Raw genomic sequence first — 25,046 nt, forward strand, 5'->3', positions numbered from 1 at the left:
CCCACCTGTCAAGGCGACTTCCGCCAGATCGATCAGACCAAAATTTTTACAAAAAACGCATGACTCTCTTCCGGTCTTCGCCAAAAGATGATTAAATGAATACTCACTTATTTTGCATAAAAATGCACAAGAGAGCGAAAGCGGTCTCTAATCAGTCAATCAAGCAGGGTTTTATTCTATGACGACGATTCTCAAGCATCTTCCGGTAGGACAACGTATTGGCATCGCTTTCTCAGGTGGCCTGGATACCAGCGCTGCACTGCTGTGGATGCGCCAGAAGGGAGCGGTTCCGTATGCCTATACTGCGAACCTGGGTCAGCCGGATGAGGACGACTATGATGCCATTCCTCGTCGCGCTAAAGAGTATGGTGCAGAGAACGCGCGCCTGATTGACTGCCGTAAGCAACTTGTCGCGGAAGGTATCGCGGCTATTCAGTGTGGTGCATTCCATAACACCACCGGCGGTCTGACCTATTTCAACACCACCCCGCTGGGCCGTGCGGTCACCGGCACCATGCTGGTTGCGGCGATGAAAGAAGACGGCGTCAACATCTGGGGTGACGGTAGCACCTATAAAGGTAACGATATCGAACGTTTCTATCGTTATGGCCTGCTGACCAACGCCGAGCTGCAGATTTACAAACCATGGCTGGACACCGACTTCATCGACGAGCTGGGTGGTCGTCATGAGATGTCCGAGTTTATGATCGCCTGCGGTTTCGACTATAAGATGTCAGTCGAGAAAGCCTATTCCACCGACTCCAACATGCTGGGTGCAACGCACGAAGCGAAAGACCTGGAATTCCTGAACTCCAGCGTGAAGATCGTTAACCCGATCATGGGCGTGAAGTTCTGGGACGAGAACGTCAAAATCCAGGCGGAAGAGGTGACCGTACGTTTCGAGCGCGGCCATCCGGTTGCGCTGAACGGTAAAACCTTCTCTGACGATGTTGAGCTGATGCTGGAAGCTAACCGTATTGGCGGTCGTCACGGTCTGGGCATGAGCGATCAGATTGAAAACCGTATCATCGAAGCGAAAAGCCGTGGCATTTATGAAGCCCCGGGAATGGCGCTGCTGCACATCGCTTACGAGCGTCTGCTGACCGGCATTCACAACGAAGACACCATTGAGCAGTATCACTCTCATGGCCGTCAGCTGGGCAAACTGCTGTATCAGGGCCGCTGGTTCGATCCACAGGCGCTGATGCTGCGTGATGCGCTGCAGCGTTGGGTGGCAAGCGCGATCACCGGTGAAGTGACGCTGGAACTGCGTCGCGGTAACGACTACTCCATCCTGAACACCGTGTCTGACAACCTGACCTATAAAGCAGAGCGTCTGACTATGGAGAAAGGTGAATCTGTGTTCTCACCAGACGATCGTATTGGTCAGCTGACCATGCGTAATCTGGACATCACCGATACACGTGAGAAGCTGTTCAACTATGTTGAGAATGGCCTGCTCTCCGCCAGCTCCGGTAACGGCCTACCGCAGGTTGAAAACCTGGAACACAGCGATAAGAAGTAATCGACAGCAAGACATGCAAAAGGCGCCCAACAGGCGCCTTTTTATTTGGTATTTGTAGGGCGGGTAAGCGCAGCGCCACCCGCCATTTTGCCCGCTACCACAATATACAGACGAAAAAAAAGACGTCTTTCGACGTCTTTCTTCTGGAATATTGGTACCGAGGATGGGACTCGAACCCACAAGCCCGTTAGGGCACTACCACCTCAAGGTAGCGTGTCTACCAATTCCACCACCTCGGTACAGAATACTTAGTGCGGGATATCGCTGGTTGGCTTAGCCGGTGCAGCTGGCTGAGTCTGCTCAGTTTTCGCTGGCGCGCTCAGGTTTTCCCACTCGCTTCCTTTGCTGGTCTTATTGCTGTTGATATTGCCAAGCACCAGACTGATGATGAAGAACAGCGTAGCCAGAATCGCCGTTGTGCGGGTCATGAAGTTCGCAGAACCACTTGAACCGAACAGCGTACCGGAAGCGCCTGCTCCGAAGGAGGCTCCCATATCAGCGCCTTTACCTTGCTGCAGCATAATCAGCGCTACGAGAGCGATGGCTACAATAAGGAAAACAACTAAAAGAGCTTCGTACATAATCAACCTGTTCCTTGCGGATTTGCCGCATACCAATGCTTCGACCAATTAGCAGGATTTTTGTTTCCCACTGAAGCGGGTGTGAATACTAACCAAAGCGAATCACCTTCGCAAGGGCATTTTCGACGCATTGTATCAACTGCGGAAAAAAACAGCAAAAAGCCATGAATTGCTTAAAACAAAGGCGGCAAACGCCGCCTTTTTAAACATTTAGCGTGCAAGATTATGCAGCTTTTACGGCATCCGCAATACGGTGCGCAAATTCGGTGACCTGCGCTTCGTCTTCACCTTCCACCATCACGCGGATCAGCGGTTCGGTACCGGACTTACGCAGCAGCACGCGTCCACGGCTGCCCAGAGCCGCTTCAACATCAGCCATCACCGCTTTGACGTTCTCATTTTCCAGCGGATCGCCTTTGCCAGCAGTAAAGCGCACGTTCACCAGGATCTGTGGGAACATTTTCATCCCGCTGCACAGATCGTGCAGGCTCATATGGTTGCGCGCCATCGCGGCAACCACCTGCAGCGCGGCCACGATACCGTCACCGGTGGTAGTTTTGTCGAGCAGGATGACGTGACCCGAGTTTTCTGCACCGATGCGCCAGCCCTTCTCCTGCAGTTTTTCCAGCACGTAGCGGTCACCCACTTTCGCGCGCACGAACGGAATACCGAGCTGTTTCAGCGCCAGTTCCAGGCCCATGTTACTCATCAGCGTACCTACCGCACCGCCGCGCAGCTGGCCCTGACGCAGACCTTCACGTGCAATGATGTAGAGGATCTGATCGCCGTCGACCTTGTTACCTTCGTGGTCGACCATGATCACGCGGTCACCGTCGCCGTCCAGCGCAATACCGAGATCGGCTTTCTCCGCCAGAACACGCGCCTGCAGGGCACGAACGTCAGTTGCCCCCACCTGCTCGTTAATGTTCAGACCATCCGGCTCGCAGCCGATGGCGATCACTTTCGCACCCAGTTCGCGGAAAACATTTGGGGCGATGTGGTAGGTCGCACCGTTCGCACAGTCCACCACAATTTTCAGATGAGCCAGGCTCAGCTCATTCGGGAAGGTACCTTTACAGAATTCGATGTAACGCCCCGCCGCATCGACGATACGGTTCGCTTTACCCAGCTCTGCGGAATCAACACAGGTGATCTCTTTTTCCATTTCGGCTTCAATCGCCTCTTCCACGTCATCCGGCAGCTTGGTGCCGTCAATGGAGAAGAATTTAATGCCGTTGTCGTAGAACGGGTTGTGAGAAGCCGAGATGACAATCCCCGCTTCCGCACGGAAGGTGCGCGTCAGATACGCGACTGCAGGCGTTGGCATTGGGCCCGTAAAGGAGGCGGACAGTCCGGCAGCTGCCAGACCCGCTTCAAGCGCGGACTCCAGCATATAGCCCGAAATACGGGTGTCTTTACCGATGATAATTTTACGTGAGCCATGACGCGCCAGTACCTTGCCAGCAGCCCAGCCGAGCTTCAGGACAAAATCAGGGGTGATGGGAGCATCGCCTACACGCCCACGGATACCGTCGGTACCAAAATATTTACGATTACTCATAGCGTTTGTTTTCCTTCGCTGCCAGTGTGGCTTCCACCACACGCATGGCTTCTACTGTTTCTTTGACGTCATGGACACGAATAATGTGCGCACCCTGCATCGCCGCAATCACTGCGCAGGCCAGGCTGCCGCTCAGGCGTTCGCTCGGCCCCACGTTCAGCAACTGCCCAATCATCGACTTTCTCGACATCCCCACCAGTAACGGCAGGCCAAAATGATGGAATTCCGACAGGCGCGCAAGCAACGCATAGTTGTGGGAGAGATTTTTACCGAAACCGAACCCCGGGTCGAGCAGCAATTTCTCTTTTGGGATACCTGCACGTTCACAGCGTGCAATATGCTCAATAAAGAAGCGATTCACGTCGGCAAAGACATCGTCATACTTCGGTGCTTCCTGCATGGTTTTCGGTTGGCCCTGCATGTGCATCAGGCATACCGGTAACCCCGTCTCTGCCGCGGCTTCAAGTGCGCCAGGCTCGGTGAGTGAGCGAATATCATTAATAATGTGAGCGCCCACTCTCGCCACTTCACGAATCACTTCGGGTTTGGAGGTATCAACGGAGATCCACACTTCAAACCGCTGCGCGATGGCTTCAACGACCGGCACGACGCGCGCCAGCTCTTCTTCCACAGACACGTCAGCCGCACCAGGACGCGTCGATTCGCCGCCAACGTCAATGATGGTGGCACCCGCATTAATCATTAAATTCGCGTGCTTAACCGCCTCGATAAGCGTGTTATGCGTGCCGCCGTCAGAGAAGGAGTCAGGGGTAACATTCAGGATCCCCATCACATGGGGATGTGAGAGATCGAGATGCGAGTCCTGAGCGAATAATTTCATGGCGAAATCCCTGATATCTATATGGTTAAACAGAAATGAAAAACCCCGGAGCAAGCTCCAGGGTTTGAGGTACAGACAAACGCGTCAACAGCAGTAACTTACTTATCGCCCAACTGTTCTGACATGGTGTTGCCCGGGTTTGGCGTACGCGGTTCATCAACCGGACGCGGCGCACGCGGGGTGCCATTGTTGTCAGAATTATTGGAAGCGCCTGGGTCTTCCCAGCCTGCTGGCGGACGCACTTCACGGCGCGCCATCAGGTCGTCAATCTGCGGTGCATCGATGGTCTCATACTTCATGAGCGCATCTTTCATCGAATGCAGGATGTCCATATTGTCGTTCAGGATCTGGCGAGCACGTGCATAGTTACGCTCTACCAGAGATTTTACTTCCTGGTCGATGATACGTGCCGTCTCATCGGACATATGTTTCGCTTTCGCCACAGAACGGCCCAGGAAGACTTCACCCTCTTCCTCTGCATACAGCAGCGGACCGAGTTTGTCGGAGAAGCCCCACTGCGTCACCATGTTACGCGCCAGGTTGGTCGCGACTTTAATGTCGTTGGACGCACCGGTAGAAACATGTTCCACACCGTAGATAATCTCTTCTGCCAGGCGACCACCGTAGAGGGTAGAAATCTGACTTTCCAGTTTCTGACGGCTGGCGCTGATCGCGTCGCCTTCAGGCAGGAAGAAGGTCACACCCAGCGCACGACCGCGCGGAATAATCGTCACTTTATGCACCGGATCGTGTTCCGGTACGAGGCGACCAATAATCGCGTGACCCGCTTCGTGGTATGCCGTGGACTCTTTCTGCGCTTCCGTCATCACCATGGAGCGACGTTCCGCACCCATCATGATTTTGTCTTTCGCTTTCTCGAACTCCACCATGGACACCACGCGCTTGTTACCGCGAGCGGCAAACAGAGCTGCTTCGTTGACCAGGTTAGCCAGGTCCGCACCGGAGAAGCCAGGAGTACCGCGCGCAATGATTGCCGCGTCGATATCTGGTGCCAGCGGTACGCGACGCATGTGAACTTTCAGAATCTGTTCACGACCGCGAACGTCCGGCAGACCCACAACAACCTGACGGTCGAAACGGCCTGGACGCAGCAGCGCAGGGTCAAGTACGTCCGGACGGTTAGTCGCCGCGATAACGATGATACCTTCGTTACCTTCGAAGCCGTCCATCTCAACCAGCATCTGGTTCAGCGTCTGTTCACGTTCATCATGACCACCGCCCAGACCTGCGCCACGCTGGCGGCCTACGGCGTCGATTTCATCGATGAAGATAATGCACGGTGCTGCCTTCTTGGCCTGCTCGAACATGTCACGCACACGAGATGCACCGACACCCACGAACATTTCAACGAAGTCAGAACCTGAAATAGTAAAGAACGGCACCTTCGCTTCGCCCGCAATGGCTTTCGCCAGCAGGGTTTTACCGGTACCCGGAGGGCCAACCATCAGCACGCCTTTCGGGATCTTACCGCCCAGCTTCTGGAAACGGCTCGGTTCACGCAGGTATTCAACCAGTTCGCCGACCTCTTCTTTCGCTTCGTCACACCCGGCAACGTCTGCAAAAGTGGTCTTGATCTGATCTTCCGTTAACATACGCGCCTTGCTCTTACCGAACGACATGGCACCTTTGCCACCGCCGCCCTGCATCTGGCGCATAAAGAAGATCCAGACGCCGATAAGAAGCAGCATCGGGAACCAGGAAATGAAGATAGAAGCCAGCAGGCTTGGTTCTTCTGGCGGCTCGCCAACTACCTTGACGTTTTTGGTCAGAAGGTTATCAAGCAGCTTAGGATCGTTCACCGGGATGTAAGTCGTGTAACGGTTACTATCTTTCTTGGTAACGTTGATCTCACGTCCGTTGATACGCGCTTCGCGAACCTGGTCCTGATTGACCTCCTGCAGGAAGGTAGAATAATCCACCTTGCGGCCATTCGACTCGCTGGGCCCAAAGCTCTGGAATACTGACATCAGCACAACGGCAATGACCAGCCAGAGTATTAGGTTTTTCGCCATGTCACTCAAGGGATTAACCTCATATTACAACTGTGTTAAAAACAGCGTCAGGATACTCTATATCCAGTTTCATTCAAACTTTCGTCTGAAATCTCCCGGTTATCATTTTCGCCCGGTCGCTACAATATACACTTCACGGGAACGGGCCCGGGAAGAGTCCGGCTTACGAACTTTGACCTTCGCAAACAGGGAGCGAATTTCCTTAAGATACTCCTCGAAACCTTCGCCCTGAAACACCTTCACAACAAAACTACCACCAGGCGCTAGTACATCACGACACATTTCTAACGCTAGCTCCACCAGATACATGGCGCGGGGGATATCCACCGCCGGTGTTCCGCACATATTTGGTGCCATATCTGACATGACAACCTGGACCTTACTGTCACCTACACGATCAAGTAACGCTTTCAGCACTAATTCATCACGAAAGTCGCCCTGAAGGAAGTCGACACCGACGATGGGATCCATTGGTAAAAGATCGCACGCGATGATTCGGCCCGTTCCGCCGATCTGCGTGACCGCATACTGGGACCATCCGCCAGGTGCCGCACCGAGGTCAACAACCGTCATCCCCGGCTTAAAAAGTTTGTCACTTTGCTGTATTTCATCAAGTTTAAACCAGGCACGGGAACGCAACCCCTTTTTCTGTGCCTGTTGAACATATTTATCGCTAAAGTGTTCCTGGAGCCAGCGGCTGGAGCTGGCAGAACGCTTTTTACCTGTCATTTAACATTTCCGTCCTGGTTCATCGTTGCTTGCCTGTGACGTAAATTTCTACGCAGCTATTTGGCGATATAAGGGAGATGGCGGTAGAATGAACCGTTTTCAATCCCAACGTAAGCAAAAATATACGATGAATCTGAGTACTAAACAAAAACAGCACCTTAAAGGTCTGGCACATCCGCTCAAGCCTGTAGTGATGCTTGGCAACAATGGTTTGACCGAAGGGGTGCTTGCCGAGATTGAACAAGCGCTGGAACACCACGAGCTGATCAAGGTGAAAATCGCCTCTGAAGACAGAGACACTAAAAACCTGATCGTGGAAGCCATCGTGCGCGAAACCGGCGCCTGTAATGTACAGGTCATCGGTAAAACGCTGGTGCTCTACCGCCCGTCTAAAGAGCGTAAAATCTCGCTGCCACGTTAAGGATATCCTGAATTAAACACATTTTCTGTGTGAAACGAGGGATTTCTGTCAGCAGGCGAGCAAAATGCCATGCTCCTTGAGTTGATAAAAGGCCGCTACGCGGCCTTTTTCTTTTCTTTACAATGTATCAACATCTTAGTAGAGAAGCGAATTACAGGTATTCAACCTTAATAATTTCGTATTCTACTTCACCGCCAGGGGTGCGGATGGTGACAACATCGTCCTGCTCTTTGCCAATCAGGCCGCGAGCAATCGGCGAGTTCACCGAAATCAGGTTCTGTTTGAAATCAGCTTCATCATCACCCACGATGCGATAGGTCTGCTCTTCGTCGTTGTCCAGGTTCAGCACGGTCACGGTAGAACCAAAGATCACACGCCCGTTGTTAGGCATTTTGGTGATGTCGATAACCTGTGCATTGGACAGTTTTGCTTCGATATCTTTAATACGCCCTTCACAGAAGCCCTGCTGCTCACGCGCGGCGTGGTATTCAGCATTCTCTTTCAGGTCGCCATGCTCGCGCGCATCCGCGATAGCGGCGATGATTTCAGGACGACGCACGGATTTCAGGAAATCCAGCTCTTCGCGCAGTTTTTCGGCACCACGTAAGGTCATCGGAATAGCTTGCATTTGTTATACCTCTTAAACATTCCTGTTGGGAGCAGTGTTCCCTGCTCCTGCCCCCCTAAGCGGGCAAGAAGCAAAAAGAAAACCGACCCGGGAGCAATGCCCCAGGTCAGCAGCAATTTTTCAATTTGATATGCATTTTACCGCGAAGTTCACTATGGGTCATCGTTTACTTTGCAGTGCCATGCACCGTAGTATGACGGTTTGTTTTCGGGTTGTTAGCGCGAGATTATGCGATTTTCCAGATTTATCATCGGATTGACTACCAGTATAACGTTCACCGCCCAGGCCGCGAATGTTGATGAGTACATTAATCAGCTCCCCGCAGGCGCGAACCTTGCCCTGATGGTGCAGAAGGTTGGCGCACAGGCTCCCGAGATTGACTTTCACAGTCAACAGATGGCGCTGCCTGCCAGTACCCAAAAGGTGATCACTGCCCTCGCCGCCCTGCTCCAGCTCGGGCCTGACTTCCGTTTTACGACCACTCTTGAAACCAAAGGTAACGTTGAGGGTGGCGAACTGAAAGGCGATCTTATCGCCCGTTTTGGCGGCGATCCGACCTTTAAGCGCCAGGATATCCGCAATATGGTTGCGGTGCTGAAAAAATCTGGCGTGCAGAAAATTGATGGCAATGTGCTGATCGACACGTCCATCTTTGCCAGCCACGATAAAGCCCCAGGCTGGCCGTGGAACGACATGACCCAGTGCTTTAGCGCCCCGCCCGCCGCCGCGATTGTCGACCGTAACTGCTTTTCGGTTTCGCTTTACAGCGCGCCAAAGCCGGATGATTTAGCGTTTATCCGCATAGCGTCCTACTACCCGGTCACGATGTTTAGCCAGGTCCGCACGCTGGCGAAAGGCTCCCCGGATGCGCAATATTGTGAGCTGGACGTCGTGCCAGGCGATCTTAACCGCTTCACGCTGACCGGCTGCCTGACCCAGCGCGCCGATCCGCTGCCGCTGGCCTTTGCGATACAGGATGGCGCAAGCTATGCGGGCGCCATCCTGAAAGATGAACTGAAACAAGCGGGAATAACCTACTCGGGCACGCTGCTTCGTCAGACGCAGGTCAACCAGCCCGGTACGGTCATCGCCAGCAAACAGTCTCCACCGCTGCACGATTTATTGCGAATTATGCTGAAAAAGTCGGACAACATGATTGCCGATACGGTGTTTCGCATGATTGGTCACGCCCGTTTCGGCGTGCCGGGAACCTGGCGCGCGGGTTCAGACGCGGTTCGGCAGATCCTGCGCCAGCAGGCGGGGATCGAACTGGGTAATACCATCGCTGTCGATGGCTCCGGACTATCGCGCCATAATTTGATCTCTCCGGCCACGATGATGCAGGTGCTTCAGTACATTGCACAGCATGACACTGAGCTAAACTTTATTTCAATGCTGCCGCTGGCCGGGCATGACGGTTCACTGCAGTACCGCGCCGGGCTTCACGCTGCCGGTGTGGATGGCAAAGTATCCGCTAAAACAGGCTCACTGCAGGGGGTTTACAACCTTGCAGGCTTCATCACTACCGCCAGCGGACAACGCATGGCATTCGTGCAGTATCTTTCCGGCTATGCCGTCGAACCGACCGACCAGCGCAATCGTCGTATTCCGCTTGTTCGCTTCGAAAGCAGGCTTTATAAGGACATCTACCAGAATAACTAGCGATGAAACTACTTATAGTTGAAGACGATCTGTTATTGCAGGAAGGGCTGGCGCTGGGGCTGGCCAATGAAGGGTATGCCCTCGACTGTGCCGGCACCGCAGCGGAGGCGGACGCCCTGATTCAGAGCGGCGAATACAGTCTGGTGATCCTCGATTTGGGCTTGCCTGATAAAGACGGCGCTACGCTGCTCAGCCAGTGGCGACGTCGCGGCATCGCCAACCCGGTATTGATCCTGACGGCACGTGATGCCATTGAAGACCGTATCACCGGCCTCGATGCAGGCGCAGATGATTACCTGGTGAAGCCTTTTGCGCTTGCGGAGCTGCAGGCTCGGGTGCGAGCGTTGATTCGCCGCTATCAGGGACATAGTGATAACTTACTGACCGACGGCGATATTACGCTGAATCTGCAAACCCAGCAGGTACTGCGCCAGGATCAGGCGGTCGAGGTAACACCAAAAGAGTTCGCCTTGCTTACGCGTCTGATCATGCGCAGCGGGCAAACTGTGCACAGAGAAACGCTCCAGCAGGATATCTACTCCTGGCAGGACGATCCGGGGTCAAATACCCTTGAAGTCCACATTCACAACCTGCGTCGTAAGCTTGGCAAGGACAGAATCAAAACCGTCCGTGGCGTTGGCTATCGCCTGGAGAGCCAGAAATGAACAGCATGCGTCGGCGTTTGATGGTGCTGCTGGCGGTCATTCTGTTATTTTTCCAGCTGATAAGCGTCATCTGGCTGTGGCATGAAAGCCGTGAGCAGATTAGTTTCCTGGTCAGTGAAACGCTGTCAGCAAAAGCGCGTAATAACCATGTCGAGAAAGAGATCCGCGAGGCGATTGCCTCGCTGCTGGTCCCTTCTCTGGTGATGGTCGGTTTTACCCTGCTCTTCTCCTTCTGGGCGGTCACCTGGATCACCCGGCCCCTGAATAAACTGCGTGTCAGCCTGGCTAACCGTTCGGCGGATAACTTAACCCCGCTTCCTATGTATTCCGACATGGAAGAGATCGGCGCGGTGACGACTTCCCTGAACCAGCTCCTCGCCCGGCTGGACAATACCATTCAACAGGAGCGTCTCTTCACTGCAGACGCCGCGCACGAGCTTCGAACGCCTCTTGCCGGTATCCGGCTCCATCTGGAGCTGATGTCGCAGTCTGGTGCGCCACAGGCGGCAACGCTGATTAGCCGTATCGATCAGCTCATGCATACCGTCGAACAGCTGCTGATGCTGGCCCGGGCCGGACAGGCAATGGCGAGCGGCCACTACGAAACCGTAAGCTGGACGGAAAATATCATTGAACCTCTCGGCCTGGGTCATGAAGCCAAAGAGCATACGGTAATTTGGCCCGCTAAAAGCGCGCTCACGGTTCAGGGAGACGCCGTGCTCCTGCGCCTGATGCTGCGCAACCTGCTGGAAAATGCAGGACGCTACAGCCCGGCAGGGACAACGATTACAGTGACGTTAACCGAGGTCGACGGGGGGACGCAGATCAGCGTTATCGATCAGGGCCCAGGGATTGATGAAGCGCACCGGCAGTCCATTACCGAGCCATTCCGCCGTCTTGACCAGCGCTACGGCGGCAGCGGTCTGGGGCTGAGCATCGTGCAGCGCATCGTCCAGCTTCACCACGGCAGGCTAACGCTTGAGAATGGCGCAGAAGGCGGTTTAATCGCCAGCTGCTGGCTGCCTGCGACGCTGGAATAAAAAAAGCCCCCATAAGGGGGCTTTGGACAGATATTAGTGCTTGTAGATGAACTCGACGCCTTCTTCGTCATCTTCATCCCAGTCATCGTCCCAGTCTTCATCGTCTTCTTCCGCTTCCAGCTCTTCGAGCTGCTGGCGGTGGTAGTCATCCCACATGAATTCGACTTTTTCAGGCTGTTTGGCTTCTTCCGCCTGAACGATTGGGTTCTCGATGATGAAGGTCATCACATCCCAGCACAGATCTTTCACGCCAACCTGGCTTGCCGCAGAGATCAGGTAGTATTTATCTTCCCAACCCATCGCTTCGGCAATGGCTTTCGCTTTTGCTTCCGCTTCGGCTTTGTCCATCAGGTCGATCTTGTTGAAGACCAGCCAGCGTGGTTTATTCGCCAGTTTTTCGCTGTATTTTTCCAGCTCACCGATGATGATGCGGGCGTTTTCAACCGGATCGGAACCATCGATAGGATCGATATCAATGAGGTGCAGCAGTACGCGGCAACGCTCAAGGTGTTTCAGGAAGCGAATACCCAGTCCCGCGCCTTCCGCAGCGCCTTCAATCAGACCCGGAATATCGGCAACCACAAAGCTCTTCTCGTTATCCATGCGGACAACGCCCAGGCTTGGTACCAGCGTGGTAAACGGATAGTCCGCCACTTTCGGTTTCGCCGCAGAGACGGCACGAATGAACGTTGATTTACCGGCGTTTGGCATACCCAGCATGCCCACGTCAGCCAGAAGCATCAGCTCCAGCTGCAGGTCGCGCTTATCGCCCGGGGTACCCATCGTTTTCTGACGCGGCGTACGGTTAACGGAAGATTTGAAACGGCTGTTACCCAGACCGTGCCAGCCGCCTTTCGCTACCATCAGGCGCTGACCGTGTTTGGTCATGTCACCCATGGTTTCACCGGTTCCCTGGTCAATCACACGCGTACCGACCGGAACCTTAATGGTGACGTCTTTACCGCGTTTCCCGGTACAGTCACGGCTCTGGCCGTTCTGGCCACGTTCAGCGCGGAAGGATTTTTCGAAACGGTAGTCGATCAGCGTGTTGAGGTTCTCATCCGCCTCCAGCCACACGTCACCACCATCCCCACCGTCGCCGCCATCAGGGCCGCCACGAGGGATATACTTTTCACGGCGGAAGCTCACGCAACCGTTGCCGCCATCACCAGCCACGACCAGGATCGTCGCTTCATCAACAAACTTCATTTTACTCTCCGTAACTCATTCGCCTGAGCGGGGGACTACTACAACCGCTTCATTTTTGCGCCAACGTCCCCAAAGACGATGACCAATGGCGGAATACATCGCGCCCGCAACCACGACAAACGCACCGAGATAGCCCAACAGGTTGAGCATCGGTCTGACGAAGACATCGGGCCAGGCCATTGATAACAAATCTGAAAATAACAGCGTAAACAGCGGAGTAAGCGTAATTAACGCGCTCACCTGTGCTGCCTGCCAGCGCGCCATCGCTTCGGCAAGCGCGCCATAACCGACCAGCGTGTTCAGCCCACAAAAAATGAGGCACGCCAGTTGCCAGTCGCTAAGCTGAGTAATCACACCCGGCTTCGCTAATGGCAGCAATGCTATTGTACACAAAGTGTACAGCAAAAAGAGGATCTGCTGTGAGGCAAGTCGACGCAATAACACCTTTTGTGCGACGCCATAGCTCACCCAGACCGTTGCTGCCCCCACACCGAAAATGACACCCCATGTGTAATCCGTCAGGCGGGTAAAAATCTCTATCAGACTGGTGTTGAAGAACATCACCAGACCGCACAGCAGCATGCTCGCCCCGATAATCTGCGTACCGCGCATCTTCTCCTTGAGGATAAAGACGCTGGCGACCATCATGCCCACCGGTGAAAGCTGACCTATTACCTGCGACGCCGTGGGGCTGAGATATTGCAGGGAAGAGCTGAACAGGATGAAGTTACCGAACAGACCGCCCGTCGCGATAGCCAGCAGCACCAGCCAGCGCGGTTTACGGAAGAGCCGCAAGGGTGGAAGCTTACCTTTGACGGCCAGAATCGCCCCGAGGCCGATGCTTGCCATCAGAAAGCGATAAAAGACCACCGTAGGCGGCTCCATCACTTCCAGCACCTGCTTCATTGCAATTGGCAGCGCACCCCAGCACATTGCGGTGGTGAGCGCCAAAAGAATTCCTATGCCGGCCTGCTGCTTCATGCCCGTTTTCCCTACAGAAAAAATTACCGGGTTTCCAATGTAAAAAGCCCCGCAACAGGGTGCGGGGCTTTAATCCGTTACCGGACCGAGAAAACCTTACTCAGCAACGATGCTGATGTATTTACGGTTGTTCGGGCCTTTAACTTCAAATTTCACTTTACCGTCTGCTTTAGCAAACAGAGTGTGGTCACGACCGCAACCTACGTTGTTGCCAGCGTGGAATTTGGTACCACGTTGACGAACGATGATGCTACCCGCCAGAACGGATTCGCCACCGAAACGCTTAACGCCCAGGCGTTTAGCTTCTGAATCGCGACCGTTACGTGTGGAGCCGCCAGCCTTTTTATGTGCCATTTAAATCTCTCCTCAGGTCTTAGGCGCTGATGCCAGTAATTTTCACATCAGTGAACCACTGACGGTGGCCCTGCTGCTTACGGTAGTGCTTACGACGACGAAACTTAACGATTTTAACTTTCTCGCCACGACCGTGTGCAACAACTTCAGCTTTGATAACGCCGCCATCAACGAAAGGAACGCCGATTTTGACTTCTTCACCGTTTGCGATCATCAGAACTTCTGCGAACTCAACAGATTCGCCAGTTGCGATGTCCAGCTTTTCCAGGCGAACGGTCTGACCTTCGCTTACTCGGTGTTGTTTACCACCACTTTGGAAAACCGCGTACATATAAACTCCGCTTCCGCGCACATCCTCGTATGATTCAGAGTGCGCTATAAATATTCACAATAGGGCGCGAATATTACGCAAAACGCGAGCCTTTGACAAGTGCTACCGTCAATACATGAAGAAAAAAAACACAACACGTACGGTAACGTTTATCTGAGCCGTTTTTTCAGTACAATCAGCACTACTATTGATAAACCGAAACCCTTCGTTACCCCATTGAAGATGGGATCAACAGGATAAAAAGCCCGGCTTTTGCGATGAATTTAGAAAAAATCAACGAGTTAACCGCGCAAGATATGGCGGGTGTGAATGCAGCAATCCTGGAGCAACTCAACTCTGACGTCCAGCTGATCAATCAGTTGGGCTATTACATTGTCAGCGGCGGTGGTAAACGCATTCGTCCGATGATCGCCATTCTGGCTGCCAGAGCCGTTGGTTATCAGGGAAATGCCCACATCACTATCGCAGCGCTCATCGAATTTATCCACACGGCGACGCTTCTGCACGACGATGTGGTGGATGAATCGGATATGCGTCGTGGCAAAGCCACGGCTAACGCCGCGTTCGGGAACGCAGCCAGCGTACTGGTGGGGGACTTTATCTACACCCGCGCCTTCCAGATGATGACCAGTCTGGGCTCCCTGAAAGTGCTGGAAGTGATGTCCGAAGCCGTAAACGTCATTGCTGAAGGCGAAGTGCTGCAGCTGATGAACGTCAACGACCCGGACATCACCGAAGAAAACTACATGCGCGTGATCTACAGCAAAACCGCGCGCCTGTTTGAAGCGGCGGCCCAGTGTTCCGGCATTCTGGCTGACTGTACCGAAGCACAGGAAAAAGGCCTGCAGGACTATGGTCGCTATCTGGGTACGGCATTCCAGCTGATTGATGATTTGCTGGACTATAGTGCGGACGGTGAGACGCTCGGCAAAAACGTGGGCGATGACCTTAATGAAGGCAAACCGACCCTGCCGCTGCTCCATGCCATGCGTAACGGAACAGCCGATCAGGCGAAAATGATCCGTGAAGCGATTGAGCAGGGAAATGGCCGCCATCTTCTGGAACCTGTGCTGGAAACCATGGCTATCTGCGGATCGCTGGAATGGACGCGGCAGCGTGCGGAAGAAGAAGCCGACAAAGCCATCGAAGCTCTCCAGGTCATTCCCGACAGCCCGTGGCGCGAGGCATTGATTGGTCTTGCCCACATCGCCGTTCAGCGCGACCGTTAACCCTCCTTGTTTCTCCCCGCGACCATGGCGGGGGGATTCCAGAAAAATCCTGTAAATTACGTATTCCTGTAAATTCATCGGTTTAGAGACTGCATGAATAAAGCCATGTCTTATTCTGAATATCCCTTCAAGTAACGCGAACTTTTTAGAACAAAAGCTTGAAATGGGTATATTAACCCCGTCGTTTCAGAAGAAACGGCGTAGGTGAATCCGAACTTAAGGACGGCGTTATGGATACGAAATTTATCGACTGGCACACGGCTGATATTATTGCCGCACTGCGCAAAAGAGGCACTTCACTGGCAGCAGAGTCCCGCCGCCATGGACTGAGTTCTTCAACTCTGGCAAACGCCCTCACCCGCCCCTGGCCCAAGGGAGAATTAATCATCGCGACGGCGCTGGATACGCATCCGTGGGTGATTTGGCCTTCGCGCTACCACGATCCCATCACCCATGAATTTATCGACAGAACGCGCATGATTCGCCAGAGAAAGGCAAAAAGAGAACCGCAGAAGTAATGCGTTTTTGACAGGAACAGCAACCCCCCGGTCATTGCTGGCAGGGGGCTGCCGGAACGATTACTCGCCCTTCACACGCTCGATATTGGCACCCAGCGCGCGCAGTTTATCTTCGATACGCTCATAACCACGATCGATGTGATAAATACGATCCACGATCGTTGTGCCTTCCGCGATACAACCCGCCAGCACCAGGCTTGCAGACGCACGCAGATCGGTTGCCATCACCTGAGCACCTGACAGTTTCTCAACGCCATGGCAAATCACGGTATTACTTTCGATCTCAGCATGCGCACCCATACGGATCAGCTCCGGTACATGCATAAAGCGGTTTTCGAAAATGGTTTCTGTGATGAAGCCAGTACCTTCGGCGACCAGGTTCAACAGGGTGAACTGCGCCTGCATGTCCGTTGGGAACGCCGGATGCGGCGCCGTCCGCACATTGACCGCTTTTGGACGCTGGCCGTGCATATCAAGGCTGATCCAGTCTTCACCGATTTCGATATCCGCACCCGCATCGCGCAGTTTCGCCAGCACCGCATCCAGGGTATCGGGCTGCGCGTTGCGACAAACAATCTTACCGCCAGAGATCGCGGCAGCGACCAGGAAGGTACCGGTTTCGATACGGTCCGGCAGAACGCGATAAACACCACCGCCCAGACGCTCAACGCCTTCGATGGTGATACGGTCGGTACCCTGACCGGTGATCTTCGCACCCAGCGCCACGAGGAAGTTGGCGGTATCCACAATTTCCGGTTCGCGCGCGGCGTTTTCGATGATAGTGGTCCCTTCTGCCAGCGTCGCCGCAGACATAATGGTAACCGTTGCGCCCACGCTCACTTTGTCCATGACAATGTGCGCGCCTTTCAGACGACCATTGACGGACGCTTTGACGTAACCTTCTTCCAGCTTGATCTCTGCGCCCAGTTTTTCCAGACCAAAGATGTGCAGGTCAACCGGACGCGCACCGATAGCGCAGCCGCCCGGCAGAGAGACCTGACCCTGACCAAAACGCGCCACCAGCGGGCCAAGCGCCCAGATGGAAGCACGCATGGTTTTCACCAGATCGTAAGGGGCAGAGAAGTTGTTCACCTTGCTGGCGTCGATCCAGACGGAACCATTACGCTCGACTTTCGTGCCCAACTGGGTGAGCAGCTTCATGGTGGTATCGATATCTTTCAGCTTCGGTACGTTCTGAATTTCTACCGGCTCTTCCGCGAGCAGCGCAGCAAAGAGGATTGGCAGCGCGGCGTTTTTCGCGCCAGAAATTGTGACTTCGCCCTGGAGACGCGTTGGCCCCTGTACACGAAATTTATCCATTGTGTGCTCTCTTATAAATTCAACCGTGCTGCGGGCCTGTCGCCCTCAGCTCAAAAACCGTTTAGTTTGCGATCGCGTGCCCACTCTTGCGGGGTGAACGCTTTAATCGACAGGGCGTGGATGCGGTTATCCGCAATATATTCCATCAGCGGCGCGTACACAGCCTGCTGTTTCTTTACACGGCTCATACCGTCGAACATCTCACCCACAGCAATAACCTGGAAGTGACTGCCATCGCCAGTGACGTGGGCTTCCTGAAGGGAGAGTGCATTCATCAGCACTGTCTGGATTTCATGATTTTCCATGGGTTCTTAATCATCTGATAGTGAAAACAAGCCCAACATCTTAGAGCAAAGTGGCGTCGTCTTAAACAAGCAAAAAGCCCCGACGATGAAACTGTCAGGGCTTTCGGAAGTAACGCACTGAAAATATTAACGAGGCAATACGTCCTGAGGCAGATTGTAGAGCTGCGCCAGGGTAACGACATTATCGCTCGCGCCGCGAAGCGTGACGCTCGCCCCCTGCTTTTTCCCTACCGCAACCAGATGGGCAAGCAGCGCAACGCCTGCCGTATCGACCCGTGTGATGTCGGTTAAGTCGATAAGCGTCACGCCCTGCATGGCCTCATGGCGTTTATCCCATAAGGGGTTCAGCAGATCCTGATCCAGCTCACCGGACAGCTTTAATGTCTCGCCTTCACGCGACCAGCTGAGTTGCTGTGACATTACTTCTTCTCGTCCAGCGTGATTTTCTGACGAGCAATGGACTGCAGCTGCGCGGTCAGGCCATCAATACCCTTAGTGCGCAGCAGGTCACTCCACTCGTTCTGTTTGGTGGTGATCATGCTTACGCCTTCGGCGATCATGTCATACGCCTGCCAGTGGCCGGTCTGGCTGTTTTTACGCCACTGGAAATCCAGACGAACCGGCGGACGGCCGTTAGGATCGTTGATCGTTACGCGGATAGGCACGATGGTCGCATCACCCAGCGGCTGCTCAGGCGCAATCTGATAGGTCTGACCGTGGTACATCGCCAGCGCCTGGCCATAAGCCTGTTTCAGGTATTCACGGAACGCGGCAAAGTAGGCCTCACGCTGCGCAGGGGTCGCGTCTTTGTAATAACGTCCCAGCACCAGCGCACCCGCATATTTGATCTGCACATACGGCAGCAGTTCCTGGTCAACGACATCACGCAGATAATCAGGATTAGCACGAATTTTAGGCTGTTCGTTTGTAAGGCGGTCGAAGGTCTTCTTCGCGGCCTCGTCCATCAGTTTGTACGGGTTACTCTGATCCGCAGCGTGGGCAGCGGTGAGAGGGGCGATGACCAGCATGGCAACCATTAACAGTCGTTTAAACATGAATGACTTCTCCTGAAATTAATTCGCAGCACCAGGTGTCGGTGCGGCGTCGGTATGCTCTTCGCTCTGCGCAGGGGCTGCATCGGATTTTTTCTCATCCCCTTTGCTGTTGTAAAGGAACTGACCAATCATATCCTCCAGAACCATCGCGGATTTCGTATCCTGAATGACGCTACCGTCTTTAAGGATAGTCGTTCCCAGCTCGGGGTCTTCAAAACCGACGTTAAGCGCCAGATATTGTTCACCCAGCAGGCCGGAAGTACGGATAGAAAGGGAACTGGTGTCCGGGATATGGTTATAACGCTCTTCGATATCCATCGCGACGCGTGGCAGATAGGTTTTCTCATCGAGCGTAATGTCCGTTACGCGTCCGATCACCACGCCGCCAATACGGACCGGTGAACGCGCCTTCAGCCCGCCGATGTTATCGAAGGTGGCATAGATGCGATACGTCGGCTCGGTGCGCACAGACGTAATATCCGCCGCTCTCAGGCAGATGAACAGCGCGGCCAGCAGCGCCAGAAGCAGGAATACACCGACCCAAATTTCATTTTTTCTCGTTTGCATGAACTCAATTCCCAAACATCAGTGCGGTGAGCACAAAATCCAGACCCAGTACGGCCAGCGACGAATGTACGACGGTACGTGTAGTTGCACGGCTAATGCCCGCCGACGTCGGAATGGCATCGTAACCATTGAACAATGCAATCCACGTGACCGTAATGGCAAATACCACGCTTTTAATCAGGCAGTTAACCAGATCCATTCGCAGGTCAATGGCGTCCTGCATCGCGGACCAGAAGAAACCAGCGTCAATGCCTTTCCAGTGCACGCCAACCAGCGAACCGCCCCAGATACCCACGGCGACAAACAGAATAGTCAGTAACGGTAAAGAGATCACCCCAGCCCAGAAACGCGGCGAGATCACGCGACGTAGCGGATCGACCGCCATCATCTCCATGCTGGAGAGCTGCTCGGTCGCACGCATCAGGCCAATTTCAGCCGTTAATGCCGACCCCGCACGCCCGGCGAACAACAGCGCCGCCACAACCGGCCCCAGTTCTCGTAGCAGCGAGAGCGCCACCAGCATCCCGAGGCTGGTTTCCGCACTGTAGGTTGTCAGAACAAGATAGCCCTGTAGCCCAAGCACCATACCGATAAAAAGACCGGAGACAATGATGATGAGCATCGACAGCACGCCGACATTATAAAGCTGCCGCACCAGCAGCGGTGCGTGCTTACGGAATTCCGGCTTGCCGACCAGCGCGTTGAATAACATCAATCCGGCACGCCCGAACGTCCTGATGGTTTTTATGCCACGGTGTCCGAGAGCGGCCAACGCATTTAACAGCATGAGTGGCTTAACTCCCTATTCCCAGTAAATCGTCACGATAGTCGCCCGCCGGGTAGCGGAACGGCACAGGGCCATCGGCAATACCGTCGAGGAACTGCCGCACGCGCGGATCGCAATTCTCCTGCAGCGCCTGGGCGCTACCGTGCGCGACGATCTTTTTGTCCGCCACGATATAGGCGTAATCGGCAATGCTCAATACTTCCGGTACATCGTGAGATACCACAATGCAGGTGACGCCAAGCGCACTGTTCAGTTCAGAGATGAGCTTCACCAGCACGCCCATCGTGATGGGATCCTGTCCAACGAACGGTTCGTCAAACATGATTAAATCAGGTTCGAGTGCAATGGCTCGCGCCAGCGCGGCGCGGCGCGCCATCCCCCCGGATAGCTCTGAAGGCATCAGTTTCGCGGCGCCCCGCAAACCGACGGCTTCAAGCTTCATCATCACCGTGCTTTTCAGCAGTTCAGGCGGCAGGCTGGTATGCTCGCGCAGCGGATAGGCCACGTTATCAAAGACATTCATGTCGGTGAACAAGGCTCCAGACTGAAAGAGCATGCTCATGCGTTTGCGGACAGTATACAGGCGCGAGCGTGACATCTCCGGGATGTTTTCGCCATCAAAGAGAATTTCACCGCTATCCGGTGGGATCTGCCCACCAATAAGGCGCAACAGGGTCGTTTTACCGATCCCGGACGGCCCCATGATGGCAGTGATCTTGCCACGCGGTACGGTCAATGAAATATCATCAAATATCAATCTGTTGGCGCGAGAAAAACTCACACCGCGAACATCGACTAAATTCGCCATCGTTTGGCTCATTTATGGTTCCTTTATTACCCTGCTCACATTAAGGCATGCTGCCTGAATCAGCCCTCAACTCCGCATTTTTACAGAATAATAGCCGTTGAGGTTAGCGAAAGCTGGCATTTGTTTTACTTTTCCGGCGCATAAAGTCAAAATTAGGAATTCGTTACGCCTCAGACTGTATGCAGTCCAGCCATTTCCGCGCGATGGACCGACGAGTATACCTGAAGAAAGGACTTTTGATGCTTTTAGCAACAGCACTGTTAATAATTGGTTTACTTTTGGTGGTCTACAGTGCTGACCGTTTAGTGTTTGCTGCATCTATCCTGTGTCGCCTGACGGGCGTACCGCCTGTCGTCATCGGGATGACCGTGGTCAGTGTTGGAACGTCACTTCCTGAAATCATCGTCTCTGTCTCGGCATCGCTGCATGGTCAGTTAGACCTGGCAGTAGGCACTGCGATTGGCTCTAACATCGTCAATATACTCTTGATTTTAGGCCTGGCGGCACTGCTCCATCCATTTCGCGTGCATTCTGATGTTCTGCGCCGTGAATTGCCGCTAATGTTAATCGTAAGTCTGCTGGCAGGGTGCGTATTTTACGATGGTGTACTGAGCTACAGCGACGGCATTTTCTTGCTGGCGCTGGCCGTTATTTGGCTGCTGTATAGTGTTAAAATCGCCCGTCTGGCTGAAAAGCAGGGCCAGGATAGCCTCACGCGTGAGCAGGTCGCCGAACTTCCGCGAGAAGGCACGCTGCCTGTTGCCCTACTGTGGCTTGGCGTTGCGCTGATCATCATGCCGATGGCAACGCGTATGGTTGTGGATAACGCGACGGTGCTGGCGAACTATTTCGCCATCAGTGAACTGACCATTGGTCTGACGGTGATTGCCATCGGTACCAGCCTGCCGGAGCTGGCCACGGCCATTGCGGGGGCACGCAAAGGTGAGGATGACATTGCCATTGGTAATATCATCGGTTCCAACATATTTAATATCGCCATTGTGATGGGTCTGCCGGCCCTGATTACGCCAGGGCCCTTTAATCCCCTGGCGTTCTCACGCGACTACGGCGTGATGTTATTGGTCAGCGTGATATTTGCCCTGCTCTGCTGGCGGCGGCAACGACAGATCGGCAAAGGCGCAGGCGCGCTGCTGACGGGTGGATTTATCGTATGGATGGCGATGCTGTACTGGCTCTCGCCTCTTCTCTCTGGGTAACGGAAACGCATTATGTCGCAAATAGAATTGCAGCCGGGTTTTGACTTTCAGAAAGCAGGCAAAGACGTTCTGGAGATTGAACGTGAAGGTCTGGCGCAGTTAGATCAGTACATTAATCAGGATTTTAGTCTGGCATGTGAGAAGATATTCTACTGTGCCGGCAAAGTCGTGGTGATGGGGATGGGTAAGTCCGGCCACATTGGACGCAAAATGGCGGCAACATTTGCCAGTACCGGCACCTCGTCCTTCTTTGTGCACCCGGGAGAAGCCGCGCATGGCGACCTGGGTATGGTCACGCCGCAGGATATCGTCATCGCGCTGTCCAACTCCGGTGAGTCCAATGAGATCCTGGCGTTGATTCCGGTACTGAAGCGCCTGCAGGTGCCGCTTATTTGCATGACCAGCCGTCCGGAAAGCAGCATGGCGCGGGCGGCAGACATTCACCTGTGCGTGAAAGTGCCCAAGGAGGCCTGTCCGCTCGGCCTGGCGCCGACGTCCAGCACCACCGCCGCGCTGGTCATGGGTGATGCGCTTGCCGTCGCGCTGCTCGAAGCCCGTGGTTTTACGCCGGAAGATTTCGCGCTTTCCCACCCGGGCGGTGCGCTGGGGCGCAAGCTGCTGCTTCGGGTAAACGATATTATGCACACCGGGGATGAGATCCCTCACGTCAGTAAAGAAGCCTCCCTGCGTGATGCGCTGCTGGAAATCACCCGCAAGAATCTGGGGATGACGGTCGTGTGCGACGATCTGATGAAAATTCAGGGGATCTTCACCGATGGCGACCTGCGTCGCGTGTTCGACATGGGTGTCGATGTCCGCACGCTCGGCATTGCCGACGTGATGACGCCAGGCGGTATCCGCGTGCGTCCGGGTACGCTGGCCGTGGATGTGCTGAACCTGATGCAGTCCCGCCATATCACCTCCGTTATGGTTGCCGATGGCGACCAGTTGCTGGGTGTGGTACATATGCATGATCTGCTGCGCGCAGGCGTAGTGTAATGAAGGATAAGACAATGAGTAATGCGGGTGCATCCCTTGCAACCTGTTATGGTCCGGTCAGTACCCAGATGATGGCAAAGGCGGAAAACATTCGTCTGCTCATCCTGGATGTGGATGGGGTACTCTCCGACGGCCTGATTTACATGGGCAATAATGGTGAAGAGCTGAAAGCGTTTAACGTTCGCGACGGCTACGGTATCCGCTGTGCGCTCACCTCAGGTATTGAGGTGGCTATCATCACCGGGCGAAAAGCTAAACTGGTAGAAGACCGCTGTGAAACCTTAGGCATTACCCATCTGTATCAGGGGCAATCCGATAAGATGGCGGCGTTTAAAGATTTACTGGGTAAACTGGCTATCGCACCGGAAAACGTGGCCTACGTCGGGGACGATCTGATTGACTGGCCCGTGATGGCTGAAGTTGGGCTGAGCATCGCCGTTGCCGATGCGCATCCGCTGCTGATCCCGCGCGCTGACTACGTTACCCACATCAACGGGGGCCGCGGTGCCGTACGTGAAGTCTGCGATCTGCTCCTGCTGGCGCAGGGCAAGCTTGATGAGGCCAAAGGGCAATCGATATGAGTAAAACCAGACGTTGGATTATCATTTTGCTTTCGCTTGTCGCACTGGTATTGATTGGCGTGAACCTTGCCGATCGCGACGATACGCAAACGGAAGTGATCAACAATAACGATCCAACCTATAAAAGCGATCACAGCGACACCGTGGTCTACAGCCCTGAAGGCGCGCTGAACTATCGCCTGATTGCCCAGCATGTTGAATATTTTTCAGATGACGGTATTTCGTGGTTTACCCAACCTGTCATGACCACATTTGATAAGGACAAAGTGCCGACGTGGTCAATTAAGTCAGATCGGGCAAAACTGACAAATGACCGTATGCTTTATCTGTATGGCCACGTTGAAGTCAACGCCCTGACCGCTGACTCGCAGCTACGAAAAATTACGACGGATAATGCCCAGATCAACCTGGTAACCCAGGACGTGACGTCGCAGGATCTGGTCACACTGTATGGCACAACATTTAATTCCAGCGGTTTGAGAATGCGCGGGAACTTACGCAGCAAAAACGCCGAGCTGATTGAAAAGGTTAGAACCTCCTATGAAATTCAAAACAAACAAACTCAGCCTTAAAGTAATTATCGCCAGCGCGATGCTGGCGACCAGTCTCCCCGCGCTTGCTGTAACGGGCGATACCGACCAACCGATCCATATCGAGTCCGATACCCAGTCTCTCGATATGCAGGGCAACGTCGTCACCTTCACGGGTAACGTCGTCATGACTCAGGGCACCATCAAAATTAATGCCGACAAAGTGGTCGTGACCCGTCCGGGTGGCGAGCAGGGCAAAGAGATCATTGATGGTTACGGTAACCCGGCCACCTTCTACCAGATGCAGGACAACGGCAAGCCGGTGAAAGGTCACGCTACGCACATGCACTATGAGCTGGCGAAGGACCTGGTCATCCTGACCGGTAATGCGTACCTGGAACAGCTGGACAGCAACATTACCGGCGACCAGATTACCTATCTGGTAAAAGAGCAAAAAATGCAGGCCTCCAGCGAGAAAGGCAAACGCGTCACCACCGTACTGGTTCCGTCGCAGCTGCAGGACAAAGGCAAAGGCCAGGCCCCGGCACAGAAGAAGAGTAACTAATTCG

Annotated in this window: 29 protein-coding genes and 1 tRNA gene; 12 read left to right on the forward strand and 18 right to left on the reverse strand. The window is 54.0% G+C overall.

Annotation, left to right across the window (positions count from 1 at the left end; all coding sequences use genetic code 11):
• Nucleotides 1–178 precede the first annotated feature (178 nt).
• Complete coding sequence (gene argG, locus ACMGG5_RS03250) at nucleotides 179–1,525, forward strand: argininosuccinate synthase (protein ID WP_024906366.1); 1,347 nt, start codon at nucleotides 179–181, stop codon at nucleotides 1,523–1,525.
• Between the two features lie 152 nt (nucleotides 1,526–1,677).
• On the opposite strand, the gene ACMGG5_RS03255 is transcribed toward argG, so the two are convergent.
• The 6 genes from ACMGG5_RS03255 to rlmE form a co-directional block, all read right to left on the reverse strand.
• A tRNA-Leu gene (locus ACMGG5_RS03255) sits at nucleotides 1,678–1,764 on the reverse strand.
• A 9-nt stretch (nucleotides 1,765–1,773) separates the two neighbouring features.
• The gene (gene secG / locus ACMGG5_RS03260) at nucleotides 1,774–2,106 is read right to left on the reverse strand and encodes a preprotein translocase subunit SecG (RefSeq protein ID WP_023309338.1); all 333 of its coding nucleotides are present in this window, start codon (nucleotides 2,104–2,106) and stop codon (nucleotides 1,774–1,776) included.
• A 223-nt stretch (nucleotides 2,107–2,329) separates the two neighbouring features.
• Nucleotides 2,330–3,667: a phosphoglucosamine mutase gene (glmM, locus tag ACMGG5_RS03265; RefSeq protein ID WP_024906365.1), complete on the reverse strand. Its 1,338-nt coding sequence runs from the start codon at nucleotides 3,665–3,667 to the stop codon at nucleotides 2,330–2,332.
• Complete coding sequence (gene folP, locus ACMGG5_RS03270; RefSeq protein ID WP_024906364.1) at nucleotides 3,660–4,508, reverse strand: dihydropteroate synthase; 849 nt, start codon at nucleotides 4,506–4,508, stop codon at nucleotides 3,660–3,662. Before folP ends, glmM begins: the two co-directional genes overlap by 8 nt.
• A gap of 98 nt (nucleotides 4,509–4,606) precedes the next feature.
• Nucleotides 4,607–6,541 carry an ATP-dependent zinc metalloprotease FtsH gene (gene ftsH, locus ACMGG5_RS03275; protein ID WP_010436002.1) on the reverse strand — a complete coding sequence of 645 codons (1,935 nt, stop codon included), beginning with the start codon at nucleotides 6,539–6,541 and terminating at the stop codon, nucleotides 4,607–4,609.
• A gap of 102 nt (nucleotides 6,542–6,643) precedes the next feature.
• Nucleotides 6,644–7,270 (reverse strand): 23S rRNA (uridine(2552)-2'-O)-methyltransferase RlmE, encoded by a 627-nt coding sequence (rlmE, locus tag ACMGG5_RS03280; RefSeq protein ID WP_003861812.1) that lies wholly within the window; start codon nucleotides 7,268–7,270, stop codon nucleotides 6,644–6,646.
• Nucleotides 7,271–7,397: 127 nt separating this feature from the next.
• On the opposite strand from rlmE, the gene yhbY reads away from it, so the two are divergent.
• On the forward strand, nucleotides 7,398–7,691 hold the full coding sequence (yhbY, locus tag ACMGG5_RS03285) for a ribosome assembly RNA-binding protein YhbY (protein WP_003861814.1): 294 nt from the start codon (nucleotides 7,398–7,400) through the stop codon (nucleotides 7,689–7,691).
• A 151-nt stretch (nucleotides 7,692–7,842) separates the two neighbouring features.
• On the opposite strand, the gene greA is transcribed toward yhbY, so the two are convergent.
• Nucleotides 7,843–8,319, reverse strand: a complete 477-nt coding sequence (gene greA / locus ACMGG5_RS03290; RefSeq protein WP_014171793.1) for a transcription elongation factor GreA — start codon at nucleotides 8,317–8,319, stop codon at nucleotides 7,843–7,845.
• A 228-nt stretch (nucleotides 8,320–8,547) separates the two neighbouring features.
• Here greA and dacB point away from each other — a divergent pair, with 228 nt between their 5' ends.
• From dacB to pmrB, 3 genes are read left to right on the forward strand one after another with little or no spacing between them, the layout of a single operon-like run.
• The gene (gene dacB, locus ACMGG5_RS03295) at nucleotides 8,548–9,981 is read left to right on the forward strand and encodes a serine-type D-Ala-D-Ala carboxypeptidase (protein WP_061716417.1); all 1,434 of its coding nucleotides are present in this window, start codon (nucleotides 8,548–8,550) and stop codon (nucleotides 9,979–9,981) included.
• Between the two features lie 2 nt (nucleotides 9,982–9,983).
• On the forward strand, nucleotides 9,984–10,646 hold the full coding sequence (pmrA, locus tag ACMGG5_RS03300; RefSeq protein WP_024906362.1) for a two-component system response regulator PmrA: 663 nt from the start codon (nucleotides 9,984–9,986) through the stop codon (nucleotides 10,644–10,646).
• Nucleotides 10,643–11,686 carry a two-component system sensor histidine kinase PmrB gene (gene pmrB / locus ACMGG5_RS03305; RefSeq protein WP_024906361.1) on the forward strand — a complete coding sequence of 348 codons (1,044 nt, stop codon included), beginning with the start codon at nucleotides 10,643–10,645 and terminating at the stop codon, nucleotides 11,684–11,686. Before pmrA ends, pmrB begins: the two co-directional genes overlap by 4 nt.
• A 33-nt stretch (nucleotides 11,687–11,719) precedes the next feature.
• Here the strand turns inward: pmrB and cgtA are convergent, their stop codons facing one another.
• The 4 genes from cgtA to rplU form a co-directional block, all read right to left on the reverse strand.
• Nucleotides 11,720–12,895: an Obg family GTPase CgtA gene (gene cgtA / locus ACMGG5_RS03310; RefSeq protein ID WP_023333597.1), complete on the reverse strand. Its 1,176-nt coding sequence runs from the start codon at nucleotides 12,893–12,895 to the stop codon at nucleotides 11,720–11,722.
• Nucleotides 12,896–12,910: 15 nt separating this feature from the next.
• On the reverse strand, nucleotides 12,911–13,876 hold the full coding sequence (locus tag ACMGG5_RS03315; protein WP_014833443.1) for a DMT family transporter: 966 nt from the start codon (nucleotides 13,874–13,876) through the stop codon (nucleotides 12,911–12,913).
• Nucleotides 13,877–13,972: 96 nt separating this feature from the next.
• Nucleotides 13,973–14,230 carry a 50S ribosomal protein L27 gene (gene rpmA, locus ACMGG5_RS03320; protein WP_004385076.1) on the reverse strand — a complete coding sequence of 86 codons (258 nt, stop codon included), beginning with the start codon at nucleotides 14,228–14,230 and terminating at the stop codon, nucleotides 13,973–13,975.
• Nucleotides 14,231–14,249: 19 nt separating this feature from the next.
• Nucleotides 14,250–14,561: a 50S ribosomal protein L21 gene (rplU, locus tag ACMGG5_RS03325; RefSeq protein WP_003025032.1), complete on the reverse strand. Its 312-nt coding sequence runs from the start codon at nucleotides 14,559–14,561 to the stop codon at nucleotides 14,250–14,252.
• 257 nt (nucleotides 14,562–14,818) lie between these two features.
• Here rplU and ispB point away from each other — a divergent pair, with 257 nt between their 5' ends.
• Both ispB and sfsB read left to right on the forward strand, forming a co-directional pair.
• Complete coding sequence (gene ispB, locus ACMGG5_RS03330; protein WP_024906360.1) at nucleotides 14,819–15,790, forward strand: octaprenyl diphosphate synthase; 972 nt, start codon at nucleotides 14,819–14,821, stop codon at nucleotides 15,788–15,790.
• Nucleotides 15,791–16,020: 230 nt separating this feature from the next.
• A complete protein-coding gene (sfsB, locus tag ACMGG5_RS03335; protein WP_024906359.1) occupies nucleotides 16,021–16,308 on the forward strand; it encodes a DNA-binding transcriptional regulator SfsB in 288 nt (95 codons plus the stop codon).
• A gap of 60 nt (nucleotides 16,309–16,368) precedes the next feature.
• On the opposite strand, the gene murA is transcribed toward sfsB, so the two are convergent.
• The 7 genes from murA to mlaF all read right to left on the reverse strand — a co-directional run bounded on the left by murA (nucleotide 16,369) and on the right by mlaF (nucleotide 21,162).
• Nucleotides 16,369–17,628: a UDP-N-acetylglucosamine 1-carboxyvinyltransferase gene (gene murA, locus ACMGG5_RS03340; RefSeq protein ID WP_024906358.1), complete on the reverse strand. Its 1,260-nt coding sequence runs from the start codon at nucleotides 17,626–17,628 to the stop codon at nucleotides 16,369–16,371.
• Nucleotides 17,629–17,678: 50 nt separating this feature from the next.
• Nucleotides 17,679–17,933, reverse strand: coding sequence for a BolA family iron metabolism protein IbaG (gene ibaG / locus ACMGG5_RS03345; protein ID WP_008501458.1), 255 nt, complete (start codon nucleotides 17,931–17,933; stop codon nucleotides 17,679–17,681).
• 126 nt (nucleotides 17,934–18,059) lie between these two features.
• Entirely contained in the window at nucleotides 18,060–18,353 is a 294-nt protein-coding gene (mlaB, locus tag ACMGG5_RS03350; RefSeq protein ID WP_024906357.1) for a lipid asymmetry maintenance protein MlaB, read from the reverse strand.
• Nucleotides 18,353–18,988: a phospholipid-binding protein MlaC gene (mlaC, locus tag ACMGG5_RS03355; protein WP_024906356.1), complete on the reverse strand. Its 636-nt coding sequence runs from the start codon at nucleotides 18,986–18,988 to the stop codon at nucleotides 18,353–18,355. The genes mlaB and mlaC overlap by 1 nt, the downstream gene beginning before the upstream one ends.
• Nucleotides 18,989–19,006: 18 nt before the next feature.
• The gene (gene mlaD, locus ACMGG5_RS03360; RefSeq protein WP_024906355.1) at nucleotides 19,007–19,555 is read right to left on the reverse strand and encodes an outer membrane lipid asymmetry maintenance protein MlaD; all 549 of its coding nucleotides are present in this window, start codon (nucleotides 19,553–19,555) and stop codon (nucleotides 19,007–19,009) included.
• A gap of 4 nt (nucleotides 19,556–19,559) precedes the next feature.
• The gene (gene mlaE, locus ACMGG5_RS03365) at nucleotides 19,560–20,342 is read right to left on the reverse strand and encodes a lipid asymmetry maintenance ABC transporter permease subunit MlaE (protein WP_010436044.1); all 783 of its coding nucleotides are present in this window, start codon (nucleotides 20,340–20,342) and stop codon (nucleotides 19,560–19,562) included.
• A 7-nt stretch (nucleotides 20,343–20,349) separates the two neighbouring features.
• A complete protein-coding gene (gene mlaF, locus ACMGG5_RS03370) occupies nucleotides 20,350–21,162 on the reverse strand; it encodes a phospholipid ABC transporter ATP-binding protein MlaF (protein WP_024906354.1) in 813 nt (270 codons plus the stop codon).
• 227 nt (nucleotides 21,163–21,389) lie between these two features.
• Here mlaF and ACMGG5_RS03375 point away from each other — a divergent pair, with 227 nt between their 5' ends.
• Genes ACMGG5_RS03375 through lptA form a run of 5 tightly spaced genes read left to right on the forward strand, consistent with a single transcriptional unit; the run spans nucleotide 21,390 to nucleotide 25,042 of the window.
• Complete coding sequence (locus ACMGG5_RS03375) at nucleotides 21,390–22,367, forward strand: calcium/sodium antiporter (RefSeq protein ID WP_023309354.1); 978 nt, start codon at nucleotides 21,390–21,392, stop codon at nucleotides 22,365–22,367.
• Nucleotides 22,368–22,379: 12 nt separating this feature from the next.
• Nucleotides 22,380–23,366 (forward strand): arabinose-5-phosphate isomerase KdsD, encoded by a 987-nt coding sequence (gene kdsD / locus ACMGG5_RS03380; protein ID WP_008501450.1) that lies wholly within the window; start codon nucleotides 22,380–22,382, stop codon nucleotides 23,364–23,366.
• Nucleotides 23,367–23,380: 14 nt separating this feature from the next.
• Nucleotides 23,381–23,947, forward strand: a complete 567-nt coding sequence (gene kdsC / locus ACMGG5_RS03385) for a 3-deoxy-manno-octulosonate-8-phosphatase KdsC (protein ID WP_023309356.1) — start codon at nucleotides 23,381–23,383, stop codon at nucleotides 23,945–23,947.
• Nucleotides 23,944–24,519 (forward strand): LPS export ABC transporter periplasmic protein LptC, encoded by a 576-nt coding sequence (lptC, locus tag ACMGG5_RS03390; protein ID WP_024906353.1) that lies wholly within the window; start codon nucleotides 23,944–23,946, stop codon nucleotides 24,517–24,519. The genes kdsC and lptC overlap by 4 nt, the downstream gene beginning before the upstream one ends.
• On the forward strand, nucleotides 24,488–25,042 hold the full coding sequence (lptA, locus tag ACMGG5_RS03395) for a lipopolysaccharide ABC transporter substrate-binding protein LptA (RefSeq protein WP_024906352.1): 555 nt from the start codon (nucleotides 24,488–24,490) through the stop codon (nucleotides 25,040–25,042). Before lptC ends, lptA begins: the two co-directional genes overlap by 32 nt.
• Nucleotides 25,043–25,046: the final 4 nt, after the last annotated feature.

This window comes from Enterobacter sp. BNK-34 (genome assembly GCF_048684445.1).
GTDB classification, from domain to species: domain Bacteria; phylum Pseudomonadota; class Gammaproteobacteria; order Enterobacterales; family Enterobacteriaceae; genus Enterobacter; species Enterobacter pseudoroggenkampii.

Bases quoted from the DNA above. Each gene is read 5' to 3' on its own strand.
- sfsB (WP_024906359.1), top strand. From the start codon at position 16,021: ATGGATACGAAATTTATCGACTGGCACACGGCTGATATTATTGCCGCA.
- argG (WP_024906366.1), top strand. From the start codon at position 179: ATGACGACGATTCTCAAGCATCTTCCGGTAGGACAACGTATTGGCATC.
- cgtA (WP_023333597.1), bottom strand. From the start codon at position 12,895: ATGAAGTTTGTTGATGAAGCGACGATCCTGGTCGTGGCTGGTGATGGC.
- ibaG (WP_008501458.1), bottom strand. From the start codon at position 17,933: ATGGAAAATCATGAAATCCAGACAGTGCTGATGAATGCACTCTCCCTT.
- mlaC (WP_024906356.1), bottom strand. From the start codon at position 18,988: ATGTTTAAACGACTGTTAATGGTTGCCATGCTGGTCATCGCCCCTCTC.
- yhbY (WP_003861814.1), top strand. From the start codon at position 7,398: ATGAATCTGAGTACTAAACAAAAACAGCACCTTAAAGGTCTGGCACAT.
- ACMGG5_RS03315 (WP_014833443.1), bottom strand. From the start codon at position 13,876: ATGAAGCAGCAGGCCGGCATAGGAATTCTTTTGGCGCTCACCACCGCA.
- greA (WP_014171793.1), bottom strand. From the start codon at position 8,319: ATGCAAGCTATTCCGATGACCTTACGTGGTGCCGAAAAACTGCGCGAA.
- ACMGG5_RS03375 (WP_023309354.1), top strand. From the start codon at position 21,390: ATGCTTTTAGCAACAGCACTGTTAATAATTGGTTTACTTTTGGTGGTC.
- lptA (WP_024906352.1), top strand. From the start codon at position 24,488: ATGAAATTCAAAACAAACAAACTCAGCCTTAAAGTAATTATCGCCAGC.
- pmrB (WP_024906361.1), top strand. From the start codon at position 10,643: ATGAACAGCATGCGTCGGCGTTTGATGGTGCTGCTGGCGGTCATTCTG.
- mlaD (WP_024906355.1), bottom strand. From the start codon at position 19,555: ATGCAAACGAGAAAAAATGAAATTTGGGTCGGTGTATTCCTGCTTCTG.
- mlaB (WP_024906357.1), bottom strand. From the start codon at position 18,353: ATGTCACAGCAACTCAGCTGGTCGCGTGAAGGCGAGACATTAAAGCTG.
- mlaE (WP_010436044.1), bottom strand. From the start codon at position 20,342: ATGCTGTTAAATGCGTTGGCCGCTCTCGGACACCGTGGCATAAAAACC.
- mlaF (WP_024906354.1), bottom strand. From the start codon at position 21,162: ATGAGCCAAACGATGGCGAATTTAGTCGATGTTCGCGGTGTGAGTTTT.
- kdsC (WP_023309356.1), top strand. From the start codon at position 23,381: ATGAGTAATGCGGGTGCATCCCTTGCAACCTGTTATGGTCCGGTCAGT.
- secG (WP_023309338.1), bottom strand. From the start codon at position 2,106: ATGTACGAAGCTCTTTTAGTTGTTTTCCTTATTGTAGCCATCGCTCTC.
- rlmE (WP_003861812.1), bottom strand. From the start codon at position 7,270: ATGACAGGTAAAAAGCGTTCTGCCAGCTCCAGCCGCTGGCTCCAGGAA.
- folP (WP_024906364.1), bottom strand. From the start codon at position 4,508: ATGAAATTATTCGCTCAGGACTCGCATCTCGATCTCTCACATCCCCAT.
- pmrA (WP_024906362.1), top strand. From the start codon at position 9,984: ATGAAACTACTTATAGTTGAAGACGATCTGTTATTGCAGGAAGGGCTG.
- rplU (WP_003025032.1), bottom strand. From the start codon at position 14,561: ATGTACGCGGTTTTCCAAAGTGGTGGTAAACAACACCGAGTAAGCGAA.
- kdsD (WP_008501450.1), top strand. From the start codon at position 22,380: ATGTCGCAAATAGAATTGCAGCCGGGTTTTGACTTTCAGAAAGCAGGC.
- dacB (WP_061716417.1), top strand. From the start codon at position 8,548: ATGCGATTTTCCAGATTTATCATCGGATTGACTACCAGTATAACGTTC.
- murA (WP_024906358.1), bottom strand. From the start codon at position 17,628: ATGGATAAATTTCGTGTACAGGGGCCAACGCGTCTCCAGGGCGAAGTC.
- ispB (WP_024906360.1), top strand. From the start codon at position 14,819: ATGAATTTAGAAAAAATCAACGAGTTAACCGCGCAAGATATGGCGGGT.
- ftsH (WP_010436002.1), bottom strand. From the start codon at position 6,541: ATGGCGAAAAACCTAATACTCTGGCTGGTCATTGCCGTTGTGCTGATG.
- glmM (WP_024906365.1), bottom strand. From the start codon at position 3,667: ATGAGTAATCGTAAATATTTTGGTACCGACGGTATCCGTGGGCGTGTA.
- lptC (WP_024906353.1), top strand. From the start codon at position 23,944: ATGAGTAAAACCAGACGTTGGATTATCATTTTGCTTTCGCTTGTCGCA.
- rpmA (WP_004385076.1), bottom strand. From the start codon at position 14,230: ATGGCACATAAAAAGGCTGGCGGCTCCACACGTAACGGTCGCGATTCA.